Raw genomic sequence first — 24328 nt, 5'->3', positions numbered from 1 at the left:
TCCGTGCCATGGTGATCCGCAGAATCGCACGCCCGCTGTTGTCGGTTGCCTTTATCGGGCAAGGAGTTGAATCCCTGCTTAATCCCAAGGCTGCGGCGCAGGCCGCAGCGCCCGCGGTCGATGGCCTGCAGGCGTTGCCGGACCAGGTGGCCCGCAGCATGCCCAACGACCCCCAAACGTTCGCCCAGATAACCGCCGGTGTTCAGATCGGCGGCGGACTGCTGCTCGCCACCGGCAAAATGCCGCGCGTCGCGTCGGCCGTACTGGCACTGACGGTGCTGCCGGCCAACTTCGGCTCCTACTCGTTCTGGAACGAGAGCGACCCGGAGCGCAAAGCCGAGCGCCGCCGCGAGTTCCTGAAAGACCTGAGCCTGCTGGGCGGGCTGATGATCGCGTCCGCCGACACCGCGGGCAAGCCGTCGTTGGGATGGCGCGGCCGCAAGGCAGCCGAGCGCCTGTCCGACCGGGTGACCTCGGCGCTGCCCGGCTCCGACGACGCGTTGTTCGACACCGACTTCAGTGAGCTCGGCGAAAAGATCGCGCACGGCTTGCACGTTGGCGCCGACCGCGGTCGCGAACTGGCCACCACCGCTGCCGAGCGCGGCGCGCCGTACGCCGAGCTCGCCCTCGACCGCGGTCGCGAACTGGCCAGTGCGGCCGCCGAACGCGCCGAGCCGCTGGCCAAGAAGGCGCGCAAGCGCAGTGAACAGCTGGCCGACCAGCTGGCCGACGAGGTGGCCGAGCGAGCCGAAAAGGCCCGCAAGCGCAGCGAAAAGCTGGCGGAAGAGGCCGCCCAGAAGGCCGGACCGCTGGCGAAGAAGGCGCGCAAGCGTAGCGAGAAGCTGGCCAAGAAGGCTCGGGTGCGTAGCGAAGAAATCGCCGAATCCGCACGCGCGCACGGCAGCCAGTTGGCCGACGCGGCGCGCGACCGGGTCGGCGGCCAGGTCAAAACCCGTCGTCGTCCCTGGTAGCGGCTAGCCCGCCAGGAAGGTGTCGACGATAGCGTCGACACCTCGATCGATGTCGACGGTGCGCCCGGGCTCGTCGGCCCCCAGCGGTTCCAATGTGTCGAGTTGCGACCGCAGCAATGCGGCCGGCATGAAATGGTGCGATCTGGCCGCCAGCCGCGCCTCGATCAGTTCCGGTGAGCCGCTCAGATACAGGAACTCCACGTCCGGACAATGTGCGCGCAACCGGTCGCGGTAGCTGCGTTTGAGCGCCGAGCAACTCACTACCCCACCGTCACGGTGGTCGGCCAGCCAGTCCCCGACGCGTTCCAGCCACGGACGGCGATCCTCGTCGGTAAGCGGTTGCCCGGCGGCCATCTTGGCCACGCTGGCCGGCGGATGCAGGCTGTCGGCGTCGACAAAGGGCACCCGCAGCCGCTGGGCGAGCGCGGAGCCCACCGTCGACTTGCCCGATCCCGAGACACCCATCACCACGACCGGTGGCGCCGTGGCCGTCGGCACCGCGCCTAAGTCTGTCGCTGGAGGTTGCGGTTCCATTCCATCCAGCCGACGCCGGTGCGGCCGTCCGTGGTGTCGATGCTGACCCAGGCGCGCGCGAACTCGCTGACCTGTCCGTCGGGGCCGGTCAGGAGTACCGGAGCGTGGCCATGGATGTCGACGTCGCCGCTGAGCCCGCCGGGGTCCAGGCTCAAGGTCATTTTGAGCGGTAAACCGTTGTCGCCGAATGCTCTTGGGTTGGTCACGGTGTGCAGTTCGGTGACGTTGCGGTCGGCGTCCTGGATGTAGCCGATACCCATCGGGGGGACATTCGGGATGTCGATGTCCAATCCGTGCAGGTGCGTGCCGTCGCCCAGGTGCAGGGCGCTCCACATCCAGTCCATGCTCCACCAGTCGCGGACACCCCACGAGTGATCACGCTGTCCCGCAACCGAATCCATCCGATAGGTGGTGCCGTTGACGGTGACGGTTCCGGTTACGGTGCATGGGATTTCGTAGCGCGTCGTCACCCGGTATTTATATGGGGCACCGTCGGTGGTCCACACCAGATTCATTGTTATGTCGACGGGTGTTCCCGACTCGCCGCGCAATAGCGCCGACGGGTCCGCGTAGGACTGCCCGCTGGCCCGCACGTCGACCCGGTAGGTCTGCAGTGGTGCGCTGGCGGCGTGGCTGATTTCGAAGGCGTCGGTGCGCAACTCCCACGGGTCTTCGGGCAGCGGAACTTCGTAATCGAGCACGGCCACGGTCGGCAGGTCCGGTCCACACAGCAGCACCTGAACCCAGGCGGCCTGCTGGTTGGCGACCAGACCGATGCGGAACCAGCCGCCGAATCCCTGTGCGGCATCGACGAAGTCGGCATACCAGCTCTCGCTCCACAGCGGTTCGTCGGTCGGCACGTGCGCCAGTTCATCGTCGTCGGTTGGCCGCAGCGGTTCGGGCGCGACCGCAGTGGGCAGCGTCGCCAGCGCGTCGGTATCGAGCACATGATCGCAGTGTCGCGCCAGCATCGTCATGAACATCTGATCGCCGCGCTCGGTGCGTTCCACCAGCATCGACGACACGATCGCCATCATCACGCCGAAAAAGCTTTGCCGCCGCACACCTTCGGTGACGTCGGCAAGCGTGATCGGCGGTTGGGGACCGAGCGCCTCGTGGTAAGCGCGCAGCAGTGCGTCGTAGTGCGCCCGACGATCCAGCGTCCGCAGTGCGCAGCCGAGGAAGTAGGACAGGTCGGTGAACGGCACACCCCAGGAGACGGTCTGCCAGTCGACGACGGTCAGCGCGCGATCGGCCCCATCGGTGCCGAACAACAGGTTGTCCAGCCGATAGTCGCCGTGGACCAGGCCCAGAATCTGGTTTCGTTCCGTTTCGGCGGCCAGATAGGCGTCGAACGCTCCGACCAGGCGTTCGCACACCATGCGGTGCGCCGGCGCGATCTGGTCGCCGTAGCGCTCGAGGAAGCCGGCGTACAGCGGTGCGACCAGGGCCTGGTTGAGCGGAGCATCCCGGTTGAGCCAGGGCGCTTGGGCCAGCGTCGTGTCGCCGAGCAGCGGGCCGTGCAGCCGACCCAACTCGACGACCGCGACGGTGGCCTGTTCGATTGTGGCACCGGCTATTTCGTTGCCGACAACTGCGGGAACCGCGTCGCCGAGCAGCAGATCGAAGACACCGGCCGAGGTGTCGATCGCGGCGTGATAGCACGGGGCGATCGGCCCGCCCAGGCGTGGCGCGATATCGCCGTAGAAGCGGACTTCACGCTCGTAGAGGCCCAGCGCCAGCCCGGTTTGCCGACTGATCGGATCGCTGGCCGCGACCTTCAACACCACCGACTCCGGTCCCACGGCCCCATCGGCGTAGTGCAGCCGCACCCGATAGCACTCGCTCATCTGGCCGGTGCCGATGCGTTCGGTTTCGAAGTCGGCGACCTCGCCGGCGCCGATCGTGGCGGTCAACCACGAAGCGGTGAGATCACTGGGTCGTTCGACTGGCTGGGTCTGCATTGACGTCCTCTGCCGAATTTCGCTGACGGATTCAGCGTGCCACGTCAGCGTGCCAGGTCACTGCGCCAATGAGAAGCCTGCCCAGGCCATCCGGCGATGCGGGTGCGGATCGAATTCGATACGGCTCTTGCGGTCGAAGACCATCACCGCGCGGTCGTCGACGGTGTAGGCGGGCCAGTCCTCACCCGGGACCCCGCCGCGACTGAACGCTCGCCAACGGCGCTGCACATGGTCGCTCACCCGAAGTGCGGCGCGCTGGTCGGCCGCCGCGGTCAAGAACGCGCCGAGCCGGGTTCGATAGAAGTCGAAAACGGCCAACAACTCGGTGGCGTGGGTCGCGCCCAACCCCGACCAGCGCAGCATCCGCGGTGCGTAGTCGTAGCGATACAGATATGTCGGTGCGTTGCCACTGTGCGCCTCGGCGAGCTGCCAGGCCGCCGAGCTGAAGGCGAAGTCCCCTCCCAGCTGGATGCAGGCCGAGGATGACGGGTAACCCGGGTACGCGGCCGTAATGCGTTCGCGGGCAGCCGGTTCCGCGTCGGCCAGCAACTCCTCAATCATTGACTTATTGGTGGGCAGCATCTTGAGGAACCTGGTGAACAACCGGCCTTCTTCGGCGTTGGTGCCCACGATCAGCGGGACGCGATGCGCCCGACCGTTCTGCATCGCCACCACGGGGTCTTCGGGCAGGCAGTCGTCGCCGATCACCGGGCCGATCGGGAAGGCGCCCAGCCTGTTCTCCATGCCATGGTCGATCAGCCGGTGTTGGGTCTCGACGAGTTGGGCCGGGGATGCCTGCATGAGCGCGTTCGCGGCATCCTCGGGGCGCGCGCCCAGCAAGTTGGCGAATCTCGTCGCGAACTGGGCCGAAATCTCCTTCGACCGAACCAGGCCCGACGCCGGGCTTTCCGCGATCGCCCGCGCGAACAGGCCTTCGGCGGCCGGTACCGCCAACAACGTGGCGGTGATACACGCGCCGGCGCTTTCGCCGAAGATGGTGACGTTGCCGGGATCGCCGCCGAATCCCGCGATGTTCTCCCGGATCCACTGCAGCGCCAAGACCAGGTCGCGCAGGTACAGATTGCTGTCGATGGTGGTGTCCGCGGTCGACAACGACGACAGGTCAAGACATCCCAGGGCACCCAGCCGGTAATTGACCGATACGTACACACAGCCGCGGCGGGCCAGCGCCGCGCCGTCGTACAGCGGGACCGCGGAGCTGCCCAGGATGTATCCGCCGCCGTGAATGAAGACCATGACCGGCAGCGGTTCGTCGTGACCAGACTCCGGCGCAACGACGTTGAGGGTGAGGCAATCCTCGCTCATCGGCTGATATCTGCCGACACCCAGCATTGTGTAGCGGCGCTGCTGGGGCGCGCAGTTGGTGAAACCGTGGCAATGACGCACACCTGACCAGGCCTGCGCCGGCTGCGGCGCCCGCAACCGCAGCCGGCCAACCGGCGGCCGGGCGTAGGGAATCGATCGCCAGCGGTTGACGCCGTCGCGGGTGAAGCCTTCGACGATGCCGTTTGCGGTGCGTGCGCGGATAGTGCGCTCGTGCATACGCCGACGGTAGCCGACACTACGGACGTAGGGCGCGCGTAGCGGCTAAATCCACGGTGTGACGGATAGCCTGTCGGCATGCGAATGGCCGTCTTGGTCACACTCTCGGTATTGGTTGCCGGATGCTCGCACAGCGGCGGCGGTCAAGCGGCGCACAGCCAGACGCCGAACACGACGGCGGTGTCGGGGTACTCCCCGACCAGCACGACCTCGCCGGGGAGTAAACCGCCCGGGCCATCGGCCCCACCGGCGGCCGGCGCGCCGATCTCAGATGTCATCGCATGGATCGAGGCAGGTCATCCCGCCGATCCGGCCCGCTATCACGCCGTCACCCGCGACGGCGTCACCACCCAGCTCGGAAAGGACGTCGCCTTCAGCGTCCCGGCCGCTAAGGTCGCGTGCACGACGGACTCCGCGCACACCGGCGGCGCGCTGACCTGTCTGGTCGATCTGTCCAGTCCCCCGCCCCGGCCGGACACGGCCTACGGCGAATGGAAAGGCGGTTGGGTCACCTTCGACGGGACGACTTTGCAGGTCGGGGCGGCCCGCGCCGACCCCGGCCCGTTCGTCAACGGCAACGGGGCCGAATTGGCGGGCGGGGACACGCTGTCCTATGACGACTACCGCTGCCGCGCCGACCAAGCCGGCCTGTTCTGCGTTAACTACGCTCGCCAGTCGGCCGTACGGTTCAGCGGCGGCGGAATCCAGCAGTTCGGCTGTCTGCGGTCGGTCCCGCCGCCCGACGGCATCGGCATTGCATTCGGCTGCTGAGGACTTTTTCGCACGACGCGGGCGGGAGTAAGGCCGCTAGTCCGGTTGGTCGGCCATGATCATGGCGAAGAGCTCGGCCATCTCGTCGGCGGGTCCGCCGGGCACCGTGTAGCCGGCTTCGTCGCGGATCTGCCCCAGGTGGTCCCGCACCTCTTCGATTGACAATTCGGGGCTGTAGAAGCCCTTGGTCCGTCCGATGAAGAATCGCGAAACATGGCCTGCACCAACGGTATAGACCTCACCGGACACCGGGCAATCGCGATGGGTCAAGAAGGCCGCCACCGGGGCAACCAGGGCCGGGTCCAGCTTCTTGAGATACTGGTTCGTCAGGTCGTTCAACACGACCTGCGCCGCCGCATCGGCCGGGGGTGCGGCACCGTCGATCGAGTGCGTCAACATCCGCGTGTAGGCGATCGGGGCGATAGCGTTGACCTTGATGTCGCGGTCGGAACCTTCGGCGGCCAGTACGCGGGTAAAACCGAGCAGCCCGGTCTTGGCCGTGCCGTAGTTACTCATGCCCGTGGCACCCAGGATGCCGGCAGCCGAAGTGGTATTGAGGATGCGGCCGTACCCCTGCTCGCGCATCGCCTTCCACGCCGGTCGCGTCACGTGGAACGCGCCCCGCAAATGCACGTCCAGCAGCGGCTCGAGCAGCTCGGCGGTCATCTCCTCGAACGGCGCATCCCGCACGATTCCGGCATTGTTGATCACGATATCGACGCGGCCCCAAGTGCTCAGGGCGGTATCGATAATCGCTTGTCCCCCTGCGGGACTGGTCACGCTGTGACTGTCCGCAACGGCCTGACCGCCCAGCTCGCGAATCTCGCGTGTGGCAGCGTCGGCCGCTTCGTTGCTCGAGCCATCTCCTGTCACCGAGCCACCGATGTCGTTGACGACCACCCGCGCACCCCGAGACGCCAGCAGCAGTGCGTACTGCTTGCCCAGGCCGCCGCCGGCGCCGGTGATGACGGCAACCTGATCGTCGAACCTCAGCTCGTTGGTCATCGGATCCTCACCAGCTCACTGGAAGCTCTTTCATGCCATAGATGTTGGCTTCTTTGAACTTCAGCCCCTCAGGCGATACCGCCAGTTTGAGCCCGGGTAGGCGACGTGCCAGCGTGGCGAATGCGACTTGCATCTCGACACGCGCCAGGTTCGCGCCGATGCACTGATGCACACCGTAGCCGAATCCCAAGTGTCCGCGGGTGTTTCGGCTGATGTCGAAGGATTCGGGATGATCGACGAAGTCCGTGTCCCAGTTTCCCGCGAGCAGGTTCATCATGACGAACTCCCCGGCGCGAACCAGTTGACCGCCGATCATCAGATCTTCGGTCGCCACCCGATCGACCTGGCTGTGCACGATGGTCAGGTAACGCATCAGCTCTTCAACGATGTTCGCGATGACGGCAGCATCGTCGGTCTGTCCGAGACGCTGGAACGCATCGGGATGTTCCAGCAGCGCAACCGTTCCCAACGAGATCATGTTGGCGGTGGTTTCGTGACCCGCCTGCATCATGATCACACCGTTCATGGCGGTGGTGGCGTGGTCGAGTTGGCCCGTGGCGACATATTCGGTGACCAGACGGCTGATCAAGTCGTCGCCGGGTTCGCGCGCTTTGCGTTCCACCAACTGCTCGATATAGGCGTACATCGCCCCGAAAGCTTGGCCTTTTTGCTCGTCGGTGGACCTCTGGTCGAGCCCGGTGGTGGTGTGGCGCTGGAAAATCTCGAGATCCTCGGGAGGCACTCCCAGCAGCAGTGCGATCACCAATGATGGTACTGGCAAAGCGAATTCGCGCACCAGATCGGCCGGTGCACCGCCGGCGATCATCTGTCCGAGATAGTGGTCGACCGTTTCCTGGATGTGCGGGCGCATCGCTTCGCAGCGCCGGAAGGTGAAGTTGGTGGTCATCATGCGCCGCAACCGTTGATGCTCGGGATCGTCGGTGCGGGCGAACATCACCGGGACCTTGTTCTCGTCGTCCTTCGGCATGATCGAGTCCGGAATGGTCTTGGCGGACAAGCGCGGATCGACCAGCGCAGCCCTGATGTCCTGGTAGCGGCTGACCACCCAGACTGGATTGCCCTGGAACATCGCCCGCCGTAGCCCGGGCTGTTCCCTCCAGTCCGCGAATTCGGAGGGCGGCGCAAGCGGGCACCGCGCCGGCCGTGGCACCGGTAGCACCGGAAGATCGGCGTCAGAACGCACTTCGGAAGTTGTTGACATAGCCCGCTTTTCCCATTAAGTGTCAGTTGTCTGCCAGTTGTAAAGCCTAGAGCTACACTTATTGGCAGTCAACTGTCAGTTAGGCTGTCACCATGACCGCGGTTGAAGACCGGCCGTTGCGGGCCGACGCGGCGCGCAACGTCGAGCGCATCCTGCGCGCGGCGCGGGAAGTTTATGGCCGGCTGGGGCCCGACGCCCCGCTGGAAGCGGTCGCGCGGCACGCCGGCGTGGGTGAGCGCACGCTCTACCGCAGATTCCCGGCGAAGGCCGATCTGGTGCGGGCCGCCCTGGATCAAAGCGTCGCCGAGGACCTTACGCCGGTGATCGACAGCGCCCGCCGTGAGGCCGATCCGCTGCGGGGCCTGACCCAACTGATCGAGGCGGCGATAGCGTTGGGCGCTCGCGAACACAACCTGCTGACCGCCGCGCGCCGCGCCGGATCGCTCACGTCCGACATCTCGGTTTCACTCAACGAAGCGCTCGGCGAGCTTGTTCGAGAAGGCCAGCGCGTCGGCAGTATCCGCGACGACTTGGTGGCCGACGACCTTCCGCGCCTGGTCGCGATGCTCTTCGGTGTGCTGTCCACGATGGCTTCCGGCAGCGACGGCTGGCGCCGGTATGTCGCCCTCGTCGTCGATGCGATTTCGGTCAACGAACGCCAGCCATTGCCGCCGCCGGCAGCATTGCATTACGAGGTCGGGCCGAATAGCTGGCCGCTGTAGCGGTTTAGTTGATCGTTACCCCGGCGTCGACCTTGAATTGGAGCCCGGTCACGTATCGAGATTCGTCGGAGAGCAAGAACAGCACCGCGTTGCTGACGTCGGCGGGCTCCACAGCCGGCGTGGGCATTGCGTTGATGAAGATGGGAATCAGGTCGGACCGCTGCTCGCCGAGCAGCGGTCCGAACGACGGCGGAACCATCCCGGTCGGGACTCCGGTGGGAAGCACGGTGTTGACTCGCACGTTCCGTGCCGCCAGTTCGTTGGCCAGGGCCAGTGTCATGCCGACGACACCGTACTTGGCCGAGGTGTATGGCGTCTGCAGCGGAAAGCCTTTGATCGCGCCGGCGGAGCTGACAGTGACCACACTGCCGCCGCCCTGCTCGAGCAAGTGCGGTATCGCGGCCGCGCAAGTGTTCCAGACCCCGATGAGATTGACGTCGACCACCGTGCGCCACTGATCAGCCGTCGTCCGGTCCCAGGCCGCGACCGTCAAGACGCCCGCGTTGGCCACCGCACCGTCGAGTCCTCCGAGTTCGCTCACTCCGCGATCGACGGCCGAGCGCAAATGCGCCTCGTCGCGAACATCGACCACACAACTCACGCAGCGGCGGCCGAAATCTTCTACCAGTCTTACCGTCTCGGCCAGGTCCTCCTCCGTGGCCAAGGGATACTCAATCTGCGGCAAGGACTGGCAGATATCGACCAGGATGAGATCCGCGCCCTCCTCGGCAAGCCGCAACGCATGGCCCCGGCCCATGCCGCGGGCCGCACCGGTGATCAGAATGCGTTTACCGGCAACGCGTCGGGCTGGTGAAGTCGTCATACTTCGGTTAGTGCTCGCTCCACATTGCGCCGCGCATCGTTGCCGACAGCGGAATGTCTTCCACCGCAACAAGTCCCTGCGGTGCGCGACACACCCACTCGATCGCATTGACAGCGCGACCCGCCGTCGAGATACACCCCGCGTCAGTGGAATCCAGCACCGGGTGTGATACATGCGTGTTGATCTCGACCCGTGGCTCACCCTCCACGACGACGCGGTGCACGCCGGTGTGGCCCTCGGGCGGGAACTCCCAGTCCGGCGCCGCGGCGGTGGTGAGCCTGGTGACGTGCTCGAGGGTGATCACCGGCTTGCCGTCGCACACCCCCTCGGTCGCAAAGCGCACCGCACCCATCTGCCCCGGCTCCACCGTCATCATGGTGCATTCGATTCGTTTTGGCGTGTACCAGGGTTCGACGCGCTGACGCACCTCGTCGAGCTTGATGTCCAGGTTGTCCGCCAGACTGCGGAGCTGACCGCCCCACATCGACACGATCACCCCGGGCAGAAACATCATCGGCGAATCGTCGTCTTCAGTCGTCCCGAAACCCATTGCGGCACCGGTGAACTCGGCATCATCGTAATTTCCGTAGTCGAAGATCTCCTGCACGGTAATCGATTCCACCCGAGTGGTGAGGCTGACCGCCGCGTGCACGAGGGTATCGCCGGAGAAGCCGGGGTCGATGCCGTTGACGTAGAGCGAGGAGTTGCCGGTCTGGCACGCTTTTTGGAGCGGCTCGCGCAGCCAGTCTTCGGCGTGGTGCGGCGTGACCAGCCAGACCATCGACGTGCCGACGACGTTGGTGCCCGCGGCGAGGAACTTGGACATCTGCTCGATCGCTTCCATCGGCCGGGTCTCACCCTGCGACGTGTACACCACGCAATCGGCACCGAGGTTCACCAGGGCGTCGATGTCGTCGGTGGCGACGATGCCCGTCGGTGCGCCGAGTCCGCACAGCTGCGCGGCGTCCTTGCCGATCTTGTCGGGACTGGCGGCATGCACGCCGATAAGGTCCAGGTCCGGCCGGCCGATGATCGCCCGCAATGAATGCCGGCCGACATTGCCGGTGGAGAACTGTATGACTCTGCGCATCGCTACCTCACTCTTCCCGTGGACGATACTGTATCGCTTTCGGTGGAGCGGACCTAGTAATCCGGTATCGGCAGCGGGGAATTGTTCGAGTCGATGCCACCGTCGACGTGGAAGGTGGCGTTGGTGGCGTAGCAATCGCGCGTGGACAGATACACCGCCAGCCTTCCGAGATCCTCGACATCGCCTAGGCGATGCAGCGGCGTGGCCTCCTGCATCTTCTCCAGCGACCCGGGCATCAGGTCCAGGCTGCCCTTCAGGCCGTCGGTGGCAAAGGAACCCAGCGCGATGGCGTTGACGCGAATCTTCGGGGCGAGTTCCTGCGCCATCGCGCGGGTGAGCGCTTCGAGGCCGCCCTTCGCGACGCAATAGGCGGTCAGCGCCCGGATGCCGAAGCGGGCCGAGCCCGACGAGATGTTGATGATGGAACCGTGTCCGGCGCTGAGCATGTGTGGGGCCGCGAGCTGACTCATGATGAAAGCCGATGTCACGCACCAGTCGAAGGTGTGCCGGAAGTCTTCGTCGGTGATGTCCAGGAACCGCGCATAGGTGGATCCGCCGACGTTGTTGACCAGAATGTCAATGCGGCCGAACCGCTCCATGGCCGTATTCACGACCCGCTCTCCGTCGGGACGACTGATCGCGTCCGCGACGAGCGCCAGCCCCTTGCCCCCGCTGTTCTCGATACCCGCAATCGTGCCAACGATATCCGCCTCGGTGCGGGCGGTGCCGACGACCGTCGCACCCGCCTCTGCCAAGACCCGGGCGATGCCGGCCCCGACACCCTTCCCGGCGCCCGTGACGATCGCGACCTGCCCGTCCAGCCGGAACTGCTCCAACGCCATGCCGAGCTCCTTTGATCGTGTGGGACGTCCGCGTCGTTCAATCTATGAAGCTTGCTGACTAAAGTCAATGAACAGCCAGGACGGCGATCGGAAGCGGCGAGCATGCACCCACAATGACCAAGTCATGCAAGCCTTTTTGGTGAGGACACGGCATAATGGTCTGGTTAGCCTCGATGCTCTCGCATGAGTCAGGTCAACCGTAAGGAAAGAAATGGCTGTGACGGATCGAGTGTCTGCACGAGAAGCCAAGCGCTTGCAGACGCGAGAGCGCTTGATGGGCGCCTCGATTGCGGAGTTCGCTCGCGCCGGCATGGCCGAAGCCGACGTCAGTGCGATCGTGGCCGCTGCCGGAGTTGCCCACGGTACCTTCTTCTTCCACTTCCCCACCAAAGAGCATGTCCTGCTGGAGCTGGAGCGTCGCGAAGAGGACCGCATTGCCAAGCAGTTCGCGCAATTCTTGAAGTCCAAGCACGATCTTGGTTCCGCTCTGAACGAGGCGGTTCGCCTGGTGGTCGGGCTGGAACGCCGACTCGGCGATCTGCTCTTCAATGACTTTCTGGCACTGCACTTCTCGCAAACTCGCCCGCAGACCGAAGACGGCAGGGATCACCCCTTGATCGTGCTGGTCGCCCAGGAAATCGCGCTTGCCCAAGAACGCGGTGAAACGGATCCGGAAGCCAACCCCATGAACAGTGCGGTGTTCTTCTTGCTTGGTCTCTACGCCCTCTTGATCACCACGAACCACTGGCCGACCGGGCACGCCCTGCTGGAAGACTACGTCGCAAGGACGTTGCGGAGCCTGAGCCTCTGACGCGCTAAGGCCGTATGACGCCGCGCAGCGGCATCAGGCCGAGTTCGTTGTGAGACATGAACCCCGGCGGAGCGTCGCAGACCGCGGGAATGGCGTTCGCGGGCCCCATCGCGGTCCAGGTGTAGCCGGGCAGCGCGTAGCCACCGTTCGGGTCGTGCGCCCCCTGCAGAATCAGCTCGGTGGATGAATCTCCCTCAATCACTATGCGGTAGTGGTAGTGCTGAGGCCAATCCTCGTGCGGTTCAATGGCATCGAAGGTATCCATCGTGTAGATCTCGTGAAAGACGACCAGCGGCCTACCATCCACCCACGCCGTCCACTTGTGATGCTGGCGAGCGACGGTGCCCTTCTTGATCACGCCCGTGAAGCCCGGCATGTCGCTGGTCTCCCCTCCTTCGAAGGGGATATCGCGCGTGGCGGACCCCAGCTCCACCTCAGTCGTGTACTTCTCGACCGTCTTGCCCATTCCCTCCACAACCATTGCCATCGACTGCGCGAACAGTGGCCAAGCCTGCCCCAACAGATTCGGCCCGTCCTCGAACCCGGCCGGATCGCTCCCCATTCCCATCTCGAACAGGTACTTCAGGGTGTCTCGTCCGAAATTCACCACCTCGTAGATGTGAATTGTGTCGATCTGGCTGACTATTCGGGCCAGTGTCAGGACGAGTAGATCTCCGGCAAAACCCGGATTGACACCGCCCGCATGAAACGAGGTGCCGCCCTCGTGGCACGCGGCATCGATCTTGTCGATGTCCGCCTGACTGTGCTCGGTTCGATACCACCATGCACCACCCGACGCGACGACGTTTTTGCCGCTGCGCAGCAGCCGGCACACCTCGTCGGGATCGGACCACAACGGTGCATAGAACACGCAATCGGCATCCAGTGCTTCGATGACGGCCTTGTCGTTGGTCGCACGTACGCCGGTGGGCGCCTTGCCGCAGAGTTCACCGGCGTCCTTGCCCACCTTTTCCGGCCGATTGCACAGCACTCCGACCAGTTCGTAGGCCGGGTTGTGCGCAAAGTGACGGAGCGCGATTGTCCCGACATTGCCGACGCCCCACTGGATTACGCGATACTTCTTCTCGGCCGGCGGCGCGGGCGTCATGGCAGCTCCTTTGCGTGGCCGAAACGGCTGAGTGCTCGCTGAGCGTAGGCGCGCCGCGAAGGATGTGTCAACGATTCACAGCTGACTTTTGTCAGTAACGTGCCGCTGGACCGGTGGCTTGCCTGACGGGAAGGCGTGCGAATCGGGCCGCTTTGCCAGGTAATACCAACGTAAAGCGGTGGTACCGGGGTCGGATGAAGACGGCCGTTCGGGTGCTGATGTTGCGGACTTACGCTGACTATAGTCAGCCTGTTATAGTGCACGGGCCGATCCAATCAGGCCGATGACGGGGAGGGCTCTTGAGTCTGCCGAAGCTACAGCGGCGCGGTGACGGCACGGGCGCGGGGACCGGGTCGAACGGCGCTGCGCAGTCGAGTCTGACCATCGACGAGCACCTGGAGCGCTCACAACTCGCGCAGCGGCAGGCCGATAAGTGGCTTGTCTCCGGCAGCTTGCTGATCGGCACCGCGGCCCTCGGTGTCTTCGGCTTACCACTGTTCCTGTGGGGAGTGCGGCTGCTGCGCCGGGCCGACCGAGATGGCCTGTCCGTTCGGCCGATGCTGGTCACGCTGCTCGGCTATCTCGTCATTATCGACGCCGCGATCAACACCGTCGGATGGGCGCTTGACCTGGTGGCAAACCACACAATTCTGGCCCGCGTGCTGCTCAACGGGTGGGGCAACATGTTCGATGCCGGTTACTTCTGGCACTACAACGAGCTATGGGTCGGCGGCGCCGCCGGCCCGGGTGAAAAGGCCATGGAAGTCGGTCTCATCCTGACCGTCTTCACCATGCGCATTGCCGCCGCGATCGGCTTACTGCAGATGAAGCGCTGGGGCCACCAATGGATGGTCGTCACCTGCTGGATGGGCGTGGTCATCTGGATCACCTACGTGTTCAACATGACGATGTTCGCCGACGTGCGCTTTGCCGGCGTCGTGCTGCCGGTCGTCGGCTGGTGGCTCTACGACATCTTCTACATCACCCCGTTCCTCGCCATCCCCTATCTGCACACCGTCAACCGTGAACTCTTTTCGGACTGACATGCCACACCCGATTCCTTTGCATCAGAACCTGTTTCGACATCCCAGGAGGTCACATCGTGGGTTATGTGTGGGAAATCCTTCGTTACGTCGCGGCGTGGGGCGGCACCGGCCTGATCATCTGGTTCTGGTACTGGCTCTTCTCCAACATCGGCACGTTCTGAGCGACAACCTGGGCAGCCGCAACGCACGGGAATCGGCCAATGGCTGAAGCTTCCGACGCCGGCGCGATGGCGCTGGAACGCAGTTGCGCGGTGACCGCGGTCGCGCTCAGCGAACAACGTCGCGAAGGCGTTCGCCTCGTCACCGGCGAACGCCGTGGCTTCGGTCTGAACGCGGCGCTCACCTTCGTTCATGTCCCCTACCCTGCGCTGTCCGATTGGACTCGCCGAACGCTGACCTGCGGTGTGGCCCTGCAATGTTCACCATCAAAAGAGCGGATCACCGAATATCGGCTGAATGAGCTGTCCGCTCGCGAACTGCGCGCACTCACGCTCGTCGAAGCCGGCGTCGCCATCGGCTGGGTAGCGCGGCGGTGGCCGGGTCTGCTCCCCGAAGTGCAACGACTGCTTCCGGATGTCCAGACCGAAGCCGCCGACCTGAACGCCTTGGAGATGCTCAACCGGGCAATCGCATTGGCCGCCGCGGGACAGGCGTTGACGGTTCATCCGTTGCTGGGCAACCTGCCGCTGGCCTACACGACGCCGCAGGGATTGACCGACAAATTACGCCGCAGCTTTGGCAGGATGCCCTGGACCACCACACAACAGCGACTGCCCCGGCCGTACTCGGTGCCCGTCGGCGGCGATGGCGGCGTCCGCAATCCCAACCTACCGCCGCCGAGCCGGCCACAAGACGACGACTTCGATGTCACGCCGGAACACCGGCCCGGCATTCCCTATCCCGAATGGAACATGTGGACGCGGCGATTCATGCGCGATCATGTCGCCGTCGTCGAACACGCCGACGGCCGGCATGCCCGCCGTCCGGTGCCAGTAGCCGTCGATGTGCGTAAGTGGTTCGAAGAACACACTCATCGTGCGATGACGAATCGACTGGAGGACGGCTCCGACCTCGACGTCGACCAATACGTCAATCACTACGTCGAGCTGACCACCGGCGAGGCCAAGGAGCCGAGGGTATTTCGCGACTTGCTGCCGAGCGGCCGAGACGTCACCACGGCGTTGTTGCTGGATGGCAGCTCATCGTTGGGGGTACACGGCGGTCGGGTGTTCCGGCTGGAATTGGCCTGCGCCGACGCACTTTCCCGTGCCATGACGCTGGCGCGAGAGCGTCATGGCGTCTTTGTCTTCACCGGTAACACCCGCCATCGCGTCGAGGTGCGGTGTCTGAAGGATTTCGAAGACCGCCGGTTCGTGCCGCCGAGCGGGCTGGGGTTGTCCACCCGCGGATACACCAGACTCGGTGCGCCGCTTCGCCATCTGACCAGCCGGCTGCTCAGCCAGCCGTCGGAGCGACGCCTGTTGATCGTCATCGGCGACGGTCTGATGTCCGATGAAGGATATGAGGGCCGTTATGCCTGGGCCGATGCCGCGCACGCGGTCGAAGAGGCCAACGACGCCGGTGTGTCGATGTATTACGTGGGAGTTGGACCGACGCGTGTCGATCCCCTCCCTGAGGTGTTCGGGCCTCGTCGTTCGCAACGTATCCGACGCGTAGAGGAGCTTCCACGAGTGCTGGCTCACGTCCATCGTGAATTGGTCGCCGCATGACCACAGACAACTATTTCGCAAACGGCAACGAAGTTCAGCTGTTTGAGCAAGCCTTTCACCAGCGACTGCCGGTGATGCTGACCGGTCCGACCGGATGCGGCAAGACCCGGCTGGTCGAGCACATGGGCGTGCTGTTGCAACGGCCCGTGGTCACGATCAGTTGCCACGACGATCTCACCAGCTCCGATCTCGTCGGCCGCTTCATGGTCAGCGGCGGCGACGTGATCTGGGCGGATGGGCCGCTGACCCGGGCCGTCAAAGCCGGCGCCATCTGTTACCTCGACGAAGTCGTCGAGGCCCGCCACGATTCGCTGGCCATCCTGCATTCGCTCACCGATCACCGGCGGTCGCTGTATCTGGACCGATCCGGCGAGGTCGTCACCGCGCCGGAAACGTTCATGCTGGTGTGTTCGTATAACCCGGCCTACCGCAGCTCACTCAAGGAGCTGAAACCGTCGTTCCGCCAGCGGTTTGTGACTCTCGGGATGCAGTATTTGCCGCCAGACCGCGAGGCCGACGTGATCGTCGCCGAATCCGGAATTCCGTTGGCCAGCGCACGACGACTGGTCGGATGCGCGGTCGCGATCCGCACTGCCGACGAAGCGTTTCACTTCGAGCCGCCGTCGACCCGAGTGCTGGTCACGGCAGCTCAGTTGATCGCCGCGGGCGCAACGGAATTCGACGCGGCCGACGCTTGCATACTCGCGCCGCTGAGTACCGACGGCGCCATCACCGACGGTTTACGTGAAGTCGCTGCGGCCAACCTGGCCAACGCCTCGAGCAGCTAGCAGGGCCCCAGGAGAGGAGCACCGGCATGGATCGCCAAGAGCAGAAGCGTAAGAGAGCGCTCATCGTCTTTCAGATAGTCATCTACGGCTACCTGCTGGCGATGTTCGGAATCCAGCTCTACATGTCGTTTGCACGGGGTTGGTGGGATCTGTGAACCTTCCACTGCTCAAACGCAATTCGGAAGGCGCATCGGCGGCCAACTCCGTCGGCCTTGAAGAGCACTATGACGAATCCCGGCATGCGCAGCGGCGAGCCGATAAGTGGATGATCGTCGGCGCCGCCCTGATGGGCATGTGGGCTCCCGGCCTGATCGGCTTCCCGATTTTTATGCGGGGAGTATTCCTGCAACGCCAAGCCCTGCGTGCCGGTCTGTCGGTGCGCCCGATGATCGTGACGCTGATCGGCTATCTGACGCTGATCGACGGCATGCTCAACAGTCTGGGCTGGTCGCTGGACCTGGTCGCCAACCACACGCTGATCAATCGGGTGCTGATGGTCGGGTGGGGCAACATGTTCGACGCCGGCTACTTCTGGCATTACAACGAACTCTGGGTCGGCGGTGCGGCGGGACCGGGCGAAAAAGCCTATGTGGCAGGGCTGATCCTCACGGTGTTCTCCATGCGGGTGGCTGCGGCAATCGGCTTCCTACAGATGAAGCGCTGGGGTCATCAGTGGATGGTCGTCACCTGCTGGATGGGCGTGGTGATCTGGTCGGCCTACATCTTCAACATGACGATGTTCGCCGACGTGCGTTACGCCGGCGTGGTGTTCCCGGTCGTCGGTTGGTGGCTCTACGACATCTTCTACATCACCCCCTTCCTCGCGATCCCTTATCTACACACGGTTAACCGCGAAATCTTCTCCGACTGAACAGGATTAGGAGCACTGCCATGACTGCACCATCCTCCACCGAGGAAAAGGACCCGACTGACGGCCTCGAGCCGGGGACGACACCGTACTACGCACGAATGCACAAATGGATCAAGCGTGCGGTCTTGGTTTGCCTGGTGGCCCTGGTGGTCGAGGGCGCGTTCACCTTGCCGTTCATGGCGGTCTACTACGGCTACCCGACGCTGAGCCTCACCGAAATCTGTAGTGAGCTCTTGAAGATTCGCTATTCGAACGACACCTTGGAGTGCAAGTACCCGTATCCCCCGCTCGGACCGCCGGAGGGCGCCGAAGGCAAAGCCACCGCCCAGGACGTGTGGGGCATCCAACCGATCCCGAAGTATCATCGGCTGGGATTCCGCGAACTCGTCAGGATTCACAACGACAGGCTTGCTCGCCAGGCGGCCCAGCAGCACACGGGGTCGCACCCTTGACGTACCGCGTCGTTCAGTGGACGACAGGAAATGTGGGCAAGAAGTCGGTCCACGCGATCACCGAGAATTCGACCTTGGAACTCGTGGGCTGCTACGCGTGGTCTCCCGACAAGGTCGGCCGTGATGTCGGTGAGCTCTGCGGCATCGAACCGCTGGGCGTACACGCGACCAACGACGTCGACGCACTACTGGGTCTGAAGCCCGATTGTGTTGTCTACAACCCGATGTTCGCCAGTGTCGATGAAGTGACCCGCATCCTCGGAGCGGGGATCAACGTCGTGACCACATCGGAGTTCATCACCGGGCACCAACTGGGCCGTGACCGGGAACGGATCATGCAAGCGTGTACGCGCGGCGGCTCGACCATCTTCGGCAGCGGCATCAACCCTGGGTTCATCCAGCTCTTCGCGATCGTCACGGCCGGCATCTCCGACCGGGTGGACCGAATCTCGATTGTCGAGTCCTTCGACACGACCATCTACAACTCTCCGGCAACAGAGATACCGATGGGTTTCGGCTATCCGATCGACCAACCCGATCTGCACGCGATCACCGAGAAGGGATCTGGCATCTTCCGCGAGGCGGTGTTCTTGATTGCCGATGCTCTTGGAGTGCAACTCGACGAAGTACGGTGTGAAGCCGAATACGCGCACACCACTGAGGATTTGGTGCTGCCCGGTGATTGGGTCATCAAACAGCGTTGCGTCGCAGGCATCGACGTCCGGTGGAAGGGAATTGTCGGTGCCCGTGAGGTGGTCGAGGTTCGCGGGGTATGGACCAAAGGTCAATCCCTGGAACCGGCGTGGTCGACAAATTTCGGCTACACCGTCACGGTGGAGGGCCGGCCCACGATCAAGAGCACCCTGAGTTTCGAGCCCCCAGCGGAATTTCACGGCGAAACCATCGACGACTACATCATGCTCGGTTTGACCATCACCGCCGTGCCGGCGATCACCGCGATACCTGCCGTCGTCGCCGCGCCACCCGGCATCGCGACCTACAACGACCTGCCCCTGCTCCTTCCGCGCGGGGTCTTGCACGCCAACCGACGGGAAGATGCCAATGCCTGAAGAACCTTCGCTGCACCACGTGGTCTTCGCCGTGGCACCGCACCGTCATGCAGAGACGGCGCAAATGTTCACGGACCTGGGATTCGTCTTCGAGCCTCTGGCGCTGACCGAACTCGGCCTGGACATCCACCTCGATTGGAATCGCGGGATCGAGTTGATCAGCCCGATCCCGGGATCGACCGGTGAGGTGGCGATTTCGGTGAACGATTTCCTGAAACGCCACGGGGACGGCGTGTTCACCGTCGTCATCGGTGTGCCGGAAGCCGAATCCGCCCAAGCCGTTGCCGAACGCTATGGCGCGACAACACGATTCCGGCAACACATGGAAGGCGAGGGCACCTATCTCGACGAAAACGACATGTCGATTTTGGGCCTGCCACTGACGTTCCTGGCAACCAACATTTCGTGATCACAACACCGAAAGGATCCGGCGAGATGACCAACACCATTCCGGAGCTCGACCTCGCCGACTTGCCCATGTCTGTCGACCGGGGCACCGGCTGGGCCGCATTGCGGGACGCCGGCCCGGTGGTATTGAGCGACGGCTGGTATGCGCTGACCCGCCGCGACGATGTACTCGCGGCGCTGCGCAACCCGAATGTGTTCTCGTCCCAGAAGGCGTTCGAAGTCGTCGGCAGCCCGCTGCCGCTGGTACCGGCGGCGTTCGATCCGCCGGAACACACGCGGTTCCGAAAGATCCTGCAGCCGTTCTTCAGTCCCCATGCACTGGCCGCGATACTCCCATCGATCCAGGCACAGGCGATCGGCATCATCGACGCGATCCCGGCACGCGCCGAGTGCGAAGTGATGGCCGACCTCGCGACTCCGTATCCCTCCCAGGTCTTCCTGACGCTATTCGGCCTGCCCCTGCAGGACCGCGAGCGACTGCACAAGCACTGGGGTTTCGGCGGCGGTCCCCATCGTTGCGTGGGTTCACATCTGGCCAGGATGGAAATGAACGTCGTCGTGACCGAATGGTTGCGTCGCATAGCGTCTTTCGAGCTCGCGCCCGGGTACCGACCAGAGATTATCTGGCCATCCCCCACGTGCACCCTGCCCCGACTGCCGCTGCGGATTCTCGCGACGGAGTCATCATGACCGTCGACACCGCGGCACCCAGCGTCTTCGATGCGGGACTCCCGACACTGCACTACGGCATCACCGACACTGTGCACGAGGTCGCGCCGCGGATTCACGAGGTACGAAAGCACGCACCGATGGCGATCGGGCCGTTAGGCCCCGAGGTACTCGGCTACGAGCTCGCCCGCGGAATACTTCGTGACCCCCGCTTCGTCTTCCCGCCCGGCATGCACATGACGGCCCGCGGAATCACGTCCGGCCCGCTCTACGACCGGGTGCTGAGCACCATTCTGGGGATGGACGGCGAGGAACATCGGCGGCTGCGCAGTCTGGTGTCCAAAGCTCTTACGCCACGGGCGTCGGCGCGCATGGAGCAGACCATCGACACGGTGATCAACGAGTTGATCGATCAGGTCGCCGACGCCGGCGAGTGTGATTTCGTCGCCGACATCGCCCGGCCCTACCCGATCCCGATCATCTGCGCGTTGCTGGGCGCGCCCGCGCAGGACTGGGAACAGTTTTCACTGTGGGCGGAGGACATTTTCAAGATCGTGCGGTTCGACTCCAACCTACTCGAGGAACAGCACATCGTGATGCGGGCGTGGGATGAATTCGACGCCTACATCGACGACATGATTGCGCAACGGCGTAGCCGGTTGACCGACGATTTGATCTCCGAATTGATTCGCGCTCAGAATGGCGGGGACCGACTCAGCAACTCCGAGATGCGCATGCTGGCGTTCAGCATCCTGAGCGCGGGCACCGACACCACCCGCAATCAACTGGCGGCGTCCATGCATGCACTGTGCGATCATCCCGATCAGCTGGCGTTGCTGAGCGACGATCCCGATCTCGCGATGCGAGCCGTCGAAGAATGCATGCGCCATTCGCCGGCGGTGTGCACCACGCTGCGCACGGTCCTCGACGACGTCACGTTCGAGGGTTACACCTTTCCGGCCGGCACCTTCATTTCGGTGAATACCTATGCTGCCAACTGTGATCCAGAGATCTATCCCGACCCGGACCGCTTCGATATCACCCGGGCCGACCCGCCCCCCATTTTGAGTTTCGGCGGCGGCGCGCACTACTGCCTCGGCGCGAACCTCGCTCGCGTTGAGCTTGCCGGAGCTCTGAAAATCCTCGCCCGGCGCATGCCCAACGCCCGTCGCGTCGCAACGTCACGCTGGAAACCGATGCTGGGGCTCAGCGGGCCGCTTGATCTGGACCTCGAATTCGACTAGCTCGGCGGTGTTTCTTCCGCGGCTACGTCAATCACCTTAATTTCTCCCGTGCTGCCGTCGACCTCGATCAGCGCCCCCGGCGGCAACGACTTCGTTGCCCCGTGCACATCGACCACACAGGGGAACCCGAACTCGCGGGCTACTACGGCGGCGTGTGACATCGGGCCGCCGAGTTCTGTCACCACGGCGGCGGCGTAGCAGAACGCCGCGGTGTACCCGACGTCGGTAACCTCCGCGACAAGAATCTCGCCGGGTTGCAGGTCGTCGATCGTTTCGGGTCGTACGATGCGCACCCGGCCGCGCACCCGTCCACCGCAGACGCCGACGCCGCGCAAGGTGTCTCCACTGGAAAGAGCCGGCGCCGACGTGGTGGACGGCTCCCAGCTCCCGCTGAACACCGTTGGCGGAGCAACGGTAACCAGGCGGCGCCATTCGGCCCGGCGGCGCTGCACCAGGTCCACAACGTCGGCCGGCAGGGCGTCGAGTTCGTCGACCAGCAGGTAGAACACGTCGTCGGCGGCGTGGAAGACCCCGGCGTCGACCATCCTGCGCCCGTACTCGCGCAGCAGCGAACGCAGCACCCAGTTGGCGCGCACCACCTTGTCGCGACGGGCTTCGCGGTCGCGGAGCTGGCGTGCGGCCAGGCGCGCGACCGGCTTGGCGCGCAGCGGAATTCGCGGGTGTTGCGGCTGGGGCGCCGCGGGCGCGCTCATTGCCCTGGCGACCATTCGGATCAGCAACTCGGGGTCATCGGCATAGCTCGTTGACAGCATCTCGAGCTCTGCGGGGCCGCGGTGACCGATCAACGCCAGCTCGGCCAGCACCGCGGCGTGGAATTGCGGCGCGTCGACGGCCAGCTTGTCGAGCCGCTCCCCGGGTTCGGCCAACAGCCGAACCACATTCGGATCACGTTGTGCCGCAAGGACCAACCGTTGCATGGCTTCGACCGATCGCGCACTGACCAGTTCCGGCCCCGCGGCCGGAGAGGTGTCGCGGCCACACAGGCCGCGCAGCAACACATTGAACGCGGCGCACAGCATGAACGACGCCGAGGCCAGCACCCAACCGTGCACAACCTCGTCGCGGGCCAACACGATCAGGCTGAGCAGCCGGCGTTCGTCGAGCTGGGTCACATCTTCGGCCAGCCGTTCCAGGCGGTCGACGTCGGCGATGAAGTCGTCGGTATCGCGGGATGCTCCGGAGCTCAGCCCCACGAGATTGACACCGAACACCCCGATATTGCGAGCATTACGCACTAGCCTTCGGGCCCGGCCGATTTCGGCGGGGCGCTGCTCGCCGAACACGGGCAGCGAGGCCATGCTGGGGCCGAAGAACCCGCTGTTGCTCACGATCATCGACGGCTTGGCGAACGGCACGGTTTCGGCCATGAAGTGTGCCGACGTAATCGCCCCGTACAACCGATGGGCGAACACCGCGACGGTGCGCATGGCGATTTCGCGCTGGACCATCCCGCCCGGACGTAGCCGCTCGGCAATGATGGCACCGCCGGCGCGCAACCCGCGGACGGTCGCCGACGCCGAAGCGGGCGAAAACGGGCCCGGCAGCGCCTCGGACAAATTGGTGGCCAGGAAGGTAGGAAAGCGCGGATCGATCGGGGTGTCGAACTCGCCGTTATCTCCCGGTGGGCCAGCCAATCTGGGGATCTCTCCATCCGCGGCAGCCGCATCGACGGCAGGCAGGTCCGCGACGTTGGCCAGCCGCCACGGCAGCGACACGACCCGGTTACCCAGCGCAATGCGGCCGCGCACCGCCACCGCGAAGTCCTCGATACATTCGTCGCAGTTCCACGTCGGCTCGAATCCCCACTGCTCGCGCAACCGTGCGGTATCCATCAGGGGGGCGCCGCGCACCAGCTCCAGCTCGCCGCGTCGTCCCCAAGGCCGCAACGGTCCGCGCAGCCGTAGGATCGGGCGACCAAGCGCGGCAGCGATCTGACGGAACGTCTGCTCACCCACGGCCGCGAGATTGACTGGGCCGCTGGCAATACCGGCGTCCACCACGGCGCGGGTGAACACGCGCAATGCGTCGTCGAGGTGGACGACCTGTATGCGGCGATCGTCAGATCCGTCGGGGAACACCGGCGACGCCAGCAGCCCACGCACCCAATTGTCGACGTTGCGCCCGACGATCAGCGCCGAGCGGATCGCGACCCACTCGGCGCCCGACGCGCCCAGCAGATCCTCGACGCGGGCCTGATGCACGCCGTTGGCCAGCACCGGAACCATCGGCTGCTGCTCGCCGATCGGACCGTCAGCGCTGCCATAGACATGCGCGGACGAGGCGAAAACAAGGCGCCTGGAACCGGTCTCGGCCATCGCTTCCAGGACGTTGGCCGTGCCACCGACGTTGACCTCATGGCCGAGACGTTCGTCGGGTCCGGGGCAGCGTGCCCAGGCGAGATGCGCGACGACGTCCGCGCCCCCGATGCCACGTTTGACCGCGCTCGCGTCCCGGATGTCTGCCTCGATGAAATCGGCCGCACTCGACCAGCTTTGCGGCCGGCGCCGCGCGATCCCTACGACCTCGTGACCCTGGCTCAGCAGCCGGGCAGACAGACCGCGGCCGAGCACACCGCTGGCCCCGGTGACCGCAATTCTCACTGA

General features: G+C 64.7%; 24 protein-coding genes. 14 read left to right on the top strand and 10 right to left on the bottom strand.

Going from position 1 to position 24328, the window contains the following annotated elements:
• Positions 1-8: 8 nt before the first annotated feature.
• The gene (locus SKC41_RS22950) at positions 9-971 is read left to right on the top strand and encodes a DoxX family membrane protein (protein WP_330979958.1); all 963 of its coding nucleotides are present in this window, start codon (positions 9-11) and stop codon (positions 969-971) included.
• 3 nt (positions 972-974) lie between these two features.
• On the opposite strand, the gene SKC41_RS22945 is transcribed toward SKC41_RS22950, so the two are convergent.
• Genes SKC41_RS22945 through SKC41_RS22935 form a run of 3 tightly spaced genes read right to left on the bottom strand, consistent with a single transcriptional unit; the run spans position 975 to position 5032 of the window.
• Positions 975-1436 (bottom strand): gluconokinase, encoded by a 462-nt coding sequence (locus SKC41_RS22945; protein WP_330980102.1) that lies wholly within the window; start codon positions 1434-1436, stop codon positions 975-977.
• A 38-nt stretch (positions 1437-1474) separates the two neighbouring features.
• Entirely contained in the window at positions 1475-3469 is a 1995-nt protein-coding gene (locus tag SKC41_RS22940) for a DUF7064 domain-containing protein (protein WP_330979957.1), read from the bottom strand.
• Between the two features lie 57 nt (positions 3470-3526).
• A complete protein-coding gene (locus SKC41_RS22935; RefSeq protein WP_330979956.1) occupies positions 3527-5032 on the bottom strand; it encodes a carboxylesterase/lipase family protein in 1506 nt (501 codons plus the stop codon).
• Positions 5033-5110: 78 nt separating this feature from the next.
• Here SKC41_RS22935 and SKC41_RS22930 point away from each other — a divergent pair, with 78 nt between their 5' ends.
• Positions 5111-5803: a hypothetical protein gene (locus tag SKC41_RS22930; RefSeq protein ID WP_330979955.1), complete on the top strand. Its 693-nt coding sequence runs from the start codon at positions 5111-5113 to the stop codon at positions 5801-5803.
• Between the two features lie 36 nt (positions 5804-5839).
• On the opposite strand, the gene SKC41_RS22925 is transcribed toward SKC41_RS22930, so the two are convergent.
• Entirely contained in the window at positions 5840-6808 is a 969-nt protein-coding gene (locus SKC41_RS22925) for an SDR family NAD(P)-dependent oxidoreductase (protein ID WP_330979954.1), read from the bottom strand.
• A 7-nt stretch (positions 6809-6815) separates the two neighbouring features.
• Positions 6816-8030 carry a cytochrome P450 gene (locus SKC41_RS22920; protein ID WP_330979953.1) on the bottom strand — a complete coding sequence of 405 codons (1215 nt, stop codon included), beginning with the start codon at positions 8028-8030 and terminating at the stop codon, positions 6816-6818.
• 92 nt (positions 8031-8122) lie between these two features.
• Here SKC41_RS22920 and SKC41_RS22915 point away from each other — a divergent pair, with 92 nt between their 5' ends.
• Positions 8123-8752 carry a TetR/AcrR family transcriptional regulator gene (locus SKC41_RS22915; RefSeq protein WP_330979952.1) on the top strand — a complete coding sequence of 210 codons (630 nt, stop codon included), beginning with the start codon at positions 8123-8125 and terminating at the stop codon, positions 8750-8752.
• Between the two features lie 4 nt (positions 8753-8756).
• Here the strand turns inward: SKC41_RS22915 and SKC41_RS22910 are convergent, their stop codons facing one another.
• From SKC41_RS22910 to SKC41_RS22900, 3 genes are read right to left on the bottom strand one after another with little or no spacing between them, the layout of a single operon-like run.
• Positions 8757-9575, bottom strand: a complete 819-nt coding sequence (locus SKC41_RS22910) for a mycofactocin-coupled SDR family oxidoreductase (protein WP_330979951.1) — start codon at positions 9573-9575, stop codon at positions 8757-8759.
• 7 nt (positions 9576-9582) lie between these two features.
• On the bottom strand, positions 9583-10665 hold the full coding sequence (locus SKC41_RS22905; protein WP_330979950.1) for an NAD(P)H-dependent amine dehydrogenase family protein: 1083 nt from the start codon (positions 10663-10665) through the stop codon (positions 9583-9585).
• 53 nt (positions 10666-10718) lie between these two features.
• A complete protein-coding gene (locus tag SKC41_RS22900) occupies positions 10719-11507 on the bottom strand; it encodes an SDR family NAD(P)-dependent oxidoreductase (RefSeq protein ID WP_330979949.1) in 789 nt (262 codons plus the stop codon).
• A gap of 211 nt (positions 11508-11718) precedes the next feature.
• Between SKC41_RS22900 and SKC41_RS22895 the strand changes: the two genes are divergently transcribed.
• Positions 11719-12318: a TetR/AcrR family transcriptional regulator gene (locus tag SKC41_RS22895; protein ID WP_330979948.1), complete on the top strand. Its 600-nt coding sequence runs from the start codon at positions 11719-11721 to the stop codon at positions 12316-12318.
• Between the two features lie 4 nt (positions 12319-12322).
• Here the strand turns inward: SKC41_RS22895 and SKC41_RS22890 are convergent, their stop codons facing one another.
• On the bottom strand, positions 12323-13426 hold the full coding sequence (locus SKC41_RS22890; protein ID WP_330979947.1) for an NAD(P)H-dependent amine dehydrogenase family protein: 1104 nt from the start codon (positions 13424-13426) through the stop codon (positions 12323-12325).
• A gap of 299 nt (positions 13427-13725) precedes the next feature.
• On the opposite strand from SKC41_RS22890, the gene SKC41_RS22885 reads away from it, so the two are divergent.
• The 10 genes from SKC41_RS22885 (at position 13726) to SKC41_RS22840 (ending at position 21704) form a co-directional block, all read left to right on the top strand.
• Positions 13726-14469, top strand: a complete 744-nt coding sequence (locus tag SKC41_RS22885) for a hypothetical protein (RefSeq protein WP_330979946.1) — start codon at positions 13726-13728, stop codon at positions 14467-14469.
• Between the two features lie 203 nt (positions 14470-14672).
• On the top strand, positions 14673-16202 hold the full coding sequence (locus SKC41_RS22880; protein WP_330979945.1) for a nitric oxide reductase activation protein NorD: 1530 nt from the start codon (positions 14673-14675) through the stop codon (positions 16200-16202).
• Positions 16199-16990: a CbbQ/NirQ/NorQ/GpvN family protein gene (locus tag SKC41_RS22875; protein WP_330979944.1), complete on the top strand. Its 792-nt coding sequence runs from the start codon at positions 16199-16201 to the stop codon at positions 16988-16990. Before SKC41_RS22880 ends, SKC41_RS22875 begins: the two co-directional genes overlap by 4 nt.
• A 26-nt stretch (positions 16991-17016) precedes the next feature.
• Complete coding sequence (locus SKC41_RS22870; protein ID WP_330979943.1) at positions 17017-17145, top strand: hypothetical protein; 129 nt, start codon at positions 17017-17019, stop codon at positions 17143-17145.
• The gene (locus SKC41_RS22865; protein WP_330979942.1) at positions 17142-17861 is read left to right on the top strand and encodes a hypothetical protein; all 720 of its coding nucleotides are present in this window, start codon (positions 17142-17144) and stop codon (positions 17859-17861) included. Before SKC41_RS22870 ends, SKC41_RS22865 begins: the two co-directional genes overlap by 4 nt.
• A gap of 20 nt (positions 17862-17881) precedes the next feature.
• Entirely contained in the window at positions 17882-18313 is a 432-nt protein-coding gene (locus tag SKC41_RS22860; RefSeq protein ID WP_330979941.1) for a hypothetical protein, read from the top strand.
• Positions 18310-19383, top strand: coding sequence for an NAD(P)H-dependent amine dehydrogenase family protein (locus SKC41_RS22855; protein ID WP_330979940.1), 1074 nt, complete (start codon positions 18310-18312; stop codon positions 19381-19383). Before SKC41_RS22860 ends, SKC41_RS22855 begins: the two co-directional genes overlap by 4 nt.
• Positions 19370-19792: a hypothetical protein gene (locus tag SKC41_RS22850; protein ID WP_330979939.1), complete on the top strand. Its 423-nt coding sequence runs from the start codon at positions 19370-19372 to the stop codon at positions 19790-19792. The genes SKC41_RS22855 and SKC41_RS22850 overlap by 14 nt, the downstream gene beginning before the upstream one ends.
• Positions 19793-19818: 26 nt before the next feature.
• Positions 19819-20481, top strand: a complete 663-nt coding sequence (locus SKC41_RS22845) for a cytochrome P450 (RefSeq protein ID WP_330979938.1) — start codon at positions 19819-19821, stop codon at positions 20479-20481.
• Entirely contained in the window at positions 20478-21704 is a 1227-nt protein-coding gene (locus tag SKC41_RS22840) for a cytochrome P450 (RefSeq protein WP_330979937.1), read from the top strand. Before SKC41_RS22845 ends, SKC41_RS22840 begins: the two co-directional genes overlap by 4 nt.
• Here the strand turns inward: SKC41_RS22840 and SKC41_RS22835 are convergent.
• Complete coding sequence (locus SKC41_RS22835; protein WP_330979936.1) at positions 21701-24325, bottom strand: sugar epimerase family protein; 2625 nt, start codon at positions 24323-24325, stop codon at positions 21701-21703. The two genes, SKC41_RS22840 and SKC41_RS22835, sit on opposite strands and share 4 nt — an antisense overlap.
• Positions 24326-24328 lie beyond the last annotated feature (3 nt).

Origin of the sequence: Mycobacterium sp. 050128 (assembly GCF_036409155.1) — a bacterium.
Taxonomy (GTDB): Bacteria; Actinomycetota; Actinomycetes; order Mycobacteriales; family Mycobacteriaceae; genus Mycobacterium.
The sequence above is the reverse complement of the archived record's forward strand: the minus strand, read 5'-3'. Positions and strand labels throughout refer to the sequence as shown.

Excerpts from the sequence above, each read along its gene's own strand:
- SKC41_RS22950 (WP_330979958.1), top strand. The coding sequence starts at position 9 with ATGGTGATCCGCAGAATCGCACGCCCGCTGTTGTCGGTTGCCTTTATC.
- SKC41_RS22945 (WP_330980102.1), bottom strand. The coding sequence starts at position 1,436 with ATGGGTGTCTCGGGATCGGGCAAGTCGACGGTGGGCTCCGCGCTCGCC.
- SKC41_RS22940 (WP_330979957.1), bottom strand. The coding sequence starts at position 3,469 with ATGCAGACCCAGCCAGTCGAACGACCCAGTGATCTCACCGCTTCGTGG.
- SKC41_RS22935 (WP_330979956.1), bottom strand. The coding sequence starts at position 5,032 with ATGCACGAGCGCACTATCCGCGCACGCACCGCAAACGGCATCGTCGAA.
- SKC41_RS22930 (WP_330979955.1), top strand. The coding sequence starts at position 5,111 with ATGCGAATGGCCGTCTTGGTCACACTCTCGGTATTGGTTGCCGGATGC.
- SKC41_RS22925 (WP_330979954.1), bottom strand. The coding sequence starts at position 6,808 with ATGACCAACGAGCTGAGGTTCGACGATCAGGTTGCCGTCATCACCGGC.
- SKC41_RS22920 (WP_330979953.1), bottom strand. The coding sequence starts at position 8,030 with ATGTCAACAACTTCCGAAGTGCGTTCTGACGCCGATCTTCCGGTGCTA.
- SKC41_RS22915 (WP_330979952.1), top strand. The coding sequence starts at position 8,123 with ATGACCGCGGTTGAAGACCGGCCGTTGCGGGCCGACGCGGCGCGCAAC.
- SKC41_RS22910 (WP_330979951.1), bottom strand. The coding sequence starts at position 9,575 with ATGACGACTTCACCAGCCCGACGCGTTGCCGGTAAACGCATTCTGATC.
- SKC41_RS22905 (WP_330979950.1), bottom strand. The coding sequence starts at position 10,665 with ATGCGCAGAGTCATACAGTTCTCCACCGGCAATGTCGGCCGGCATTCA.
- SKC41_RS22900 (WP_330979949.1), bottom strand. The coding sequence starts at position 11,507 with ATGGCGTTGGAGCAGTTCCGGCTGGACGGGCAGGTCGCGATCGTCACG.
- SKC41_RS22895 (WP_330979948.1), top strand. The coding sequence starts at position 11,719 with ATGGCTGTGACGGATCGAGTGTCTGCACGAGAAGCCAAGCGCTTGCAG.
- SKC41_RS22890 (WP_330979947.1), bottom strand. The coding sequence starts at position 13,426 with ATGACGCCCGCGCCGCCGGCCGAGAAGAAGTATCGCGTAATCCAGTGG.
- SKC41_RS22880 (WP_330979945.1), top strand. The coding sequence starts at position 14,673 with ATGGCTGAAGCTTCCGACGCCGGCGCGATGGCGCTGGAACGCAGTTGC.
- SKC41_RS22875 (WP_330979944.1), top strand. The coding sequence starts at position 16,199 with ATGACCACAGACAACTATTTCGCAAACGGCAACGAAGTTCAGCTGTTT.
- SKC41_RS22870 (WP_330979943.1), top strand. The coding sequence starts at position 17,017 with ATGGATCGCCAAGAGCAGAAGCGTAAGAGAGCGCTCATCGTCTTTCAG.
- SKC41_RS22860 (WP_330979941.1), top strand. The coding sequence starts at position 17,882 with ATGACTGCACCATCCTCCACCGAGGAAAAGGACCCGACTGACGGCCTC.
- SKC41_RS22850 (WP_330979939.1), top strand. The coding sequence starts at position 19,370 with ATGCCAATGCCTGAAGAACCTTCGCTGCACCACGTGGTCTTCGCCGTG.
- SKC41_RS22845 (WP_330979938.1), top strand. The coding sequence starts at position 19,819 with ATGACCAACACCATTCCGGAGCTCGACCTCGCCGACTTGCCCATGTCT.
- SKC41_RS22840 (WP_330979937.1), top strand. The coding sequence starts at position 20,478 with ATGACCGTCGACACCGCGGCACCCAGCGTCTTCGATGCGGGACTCCCG.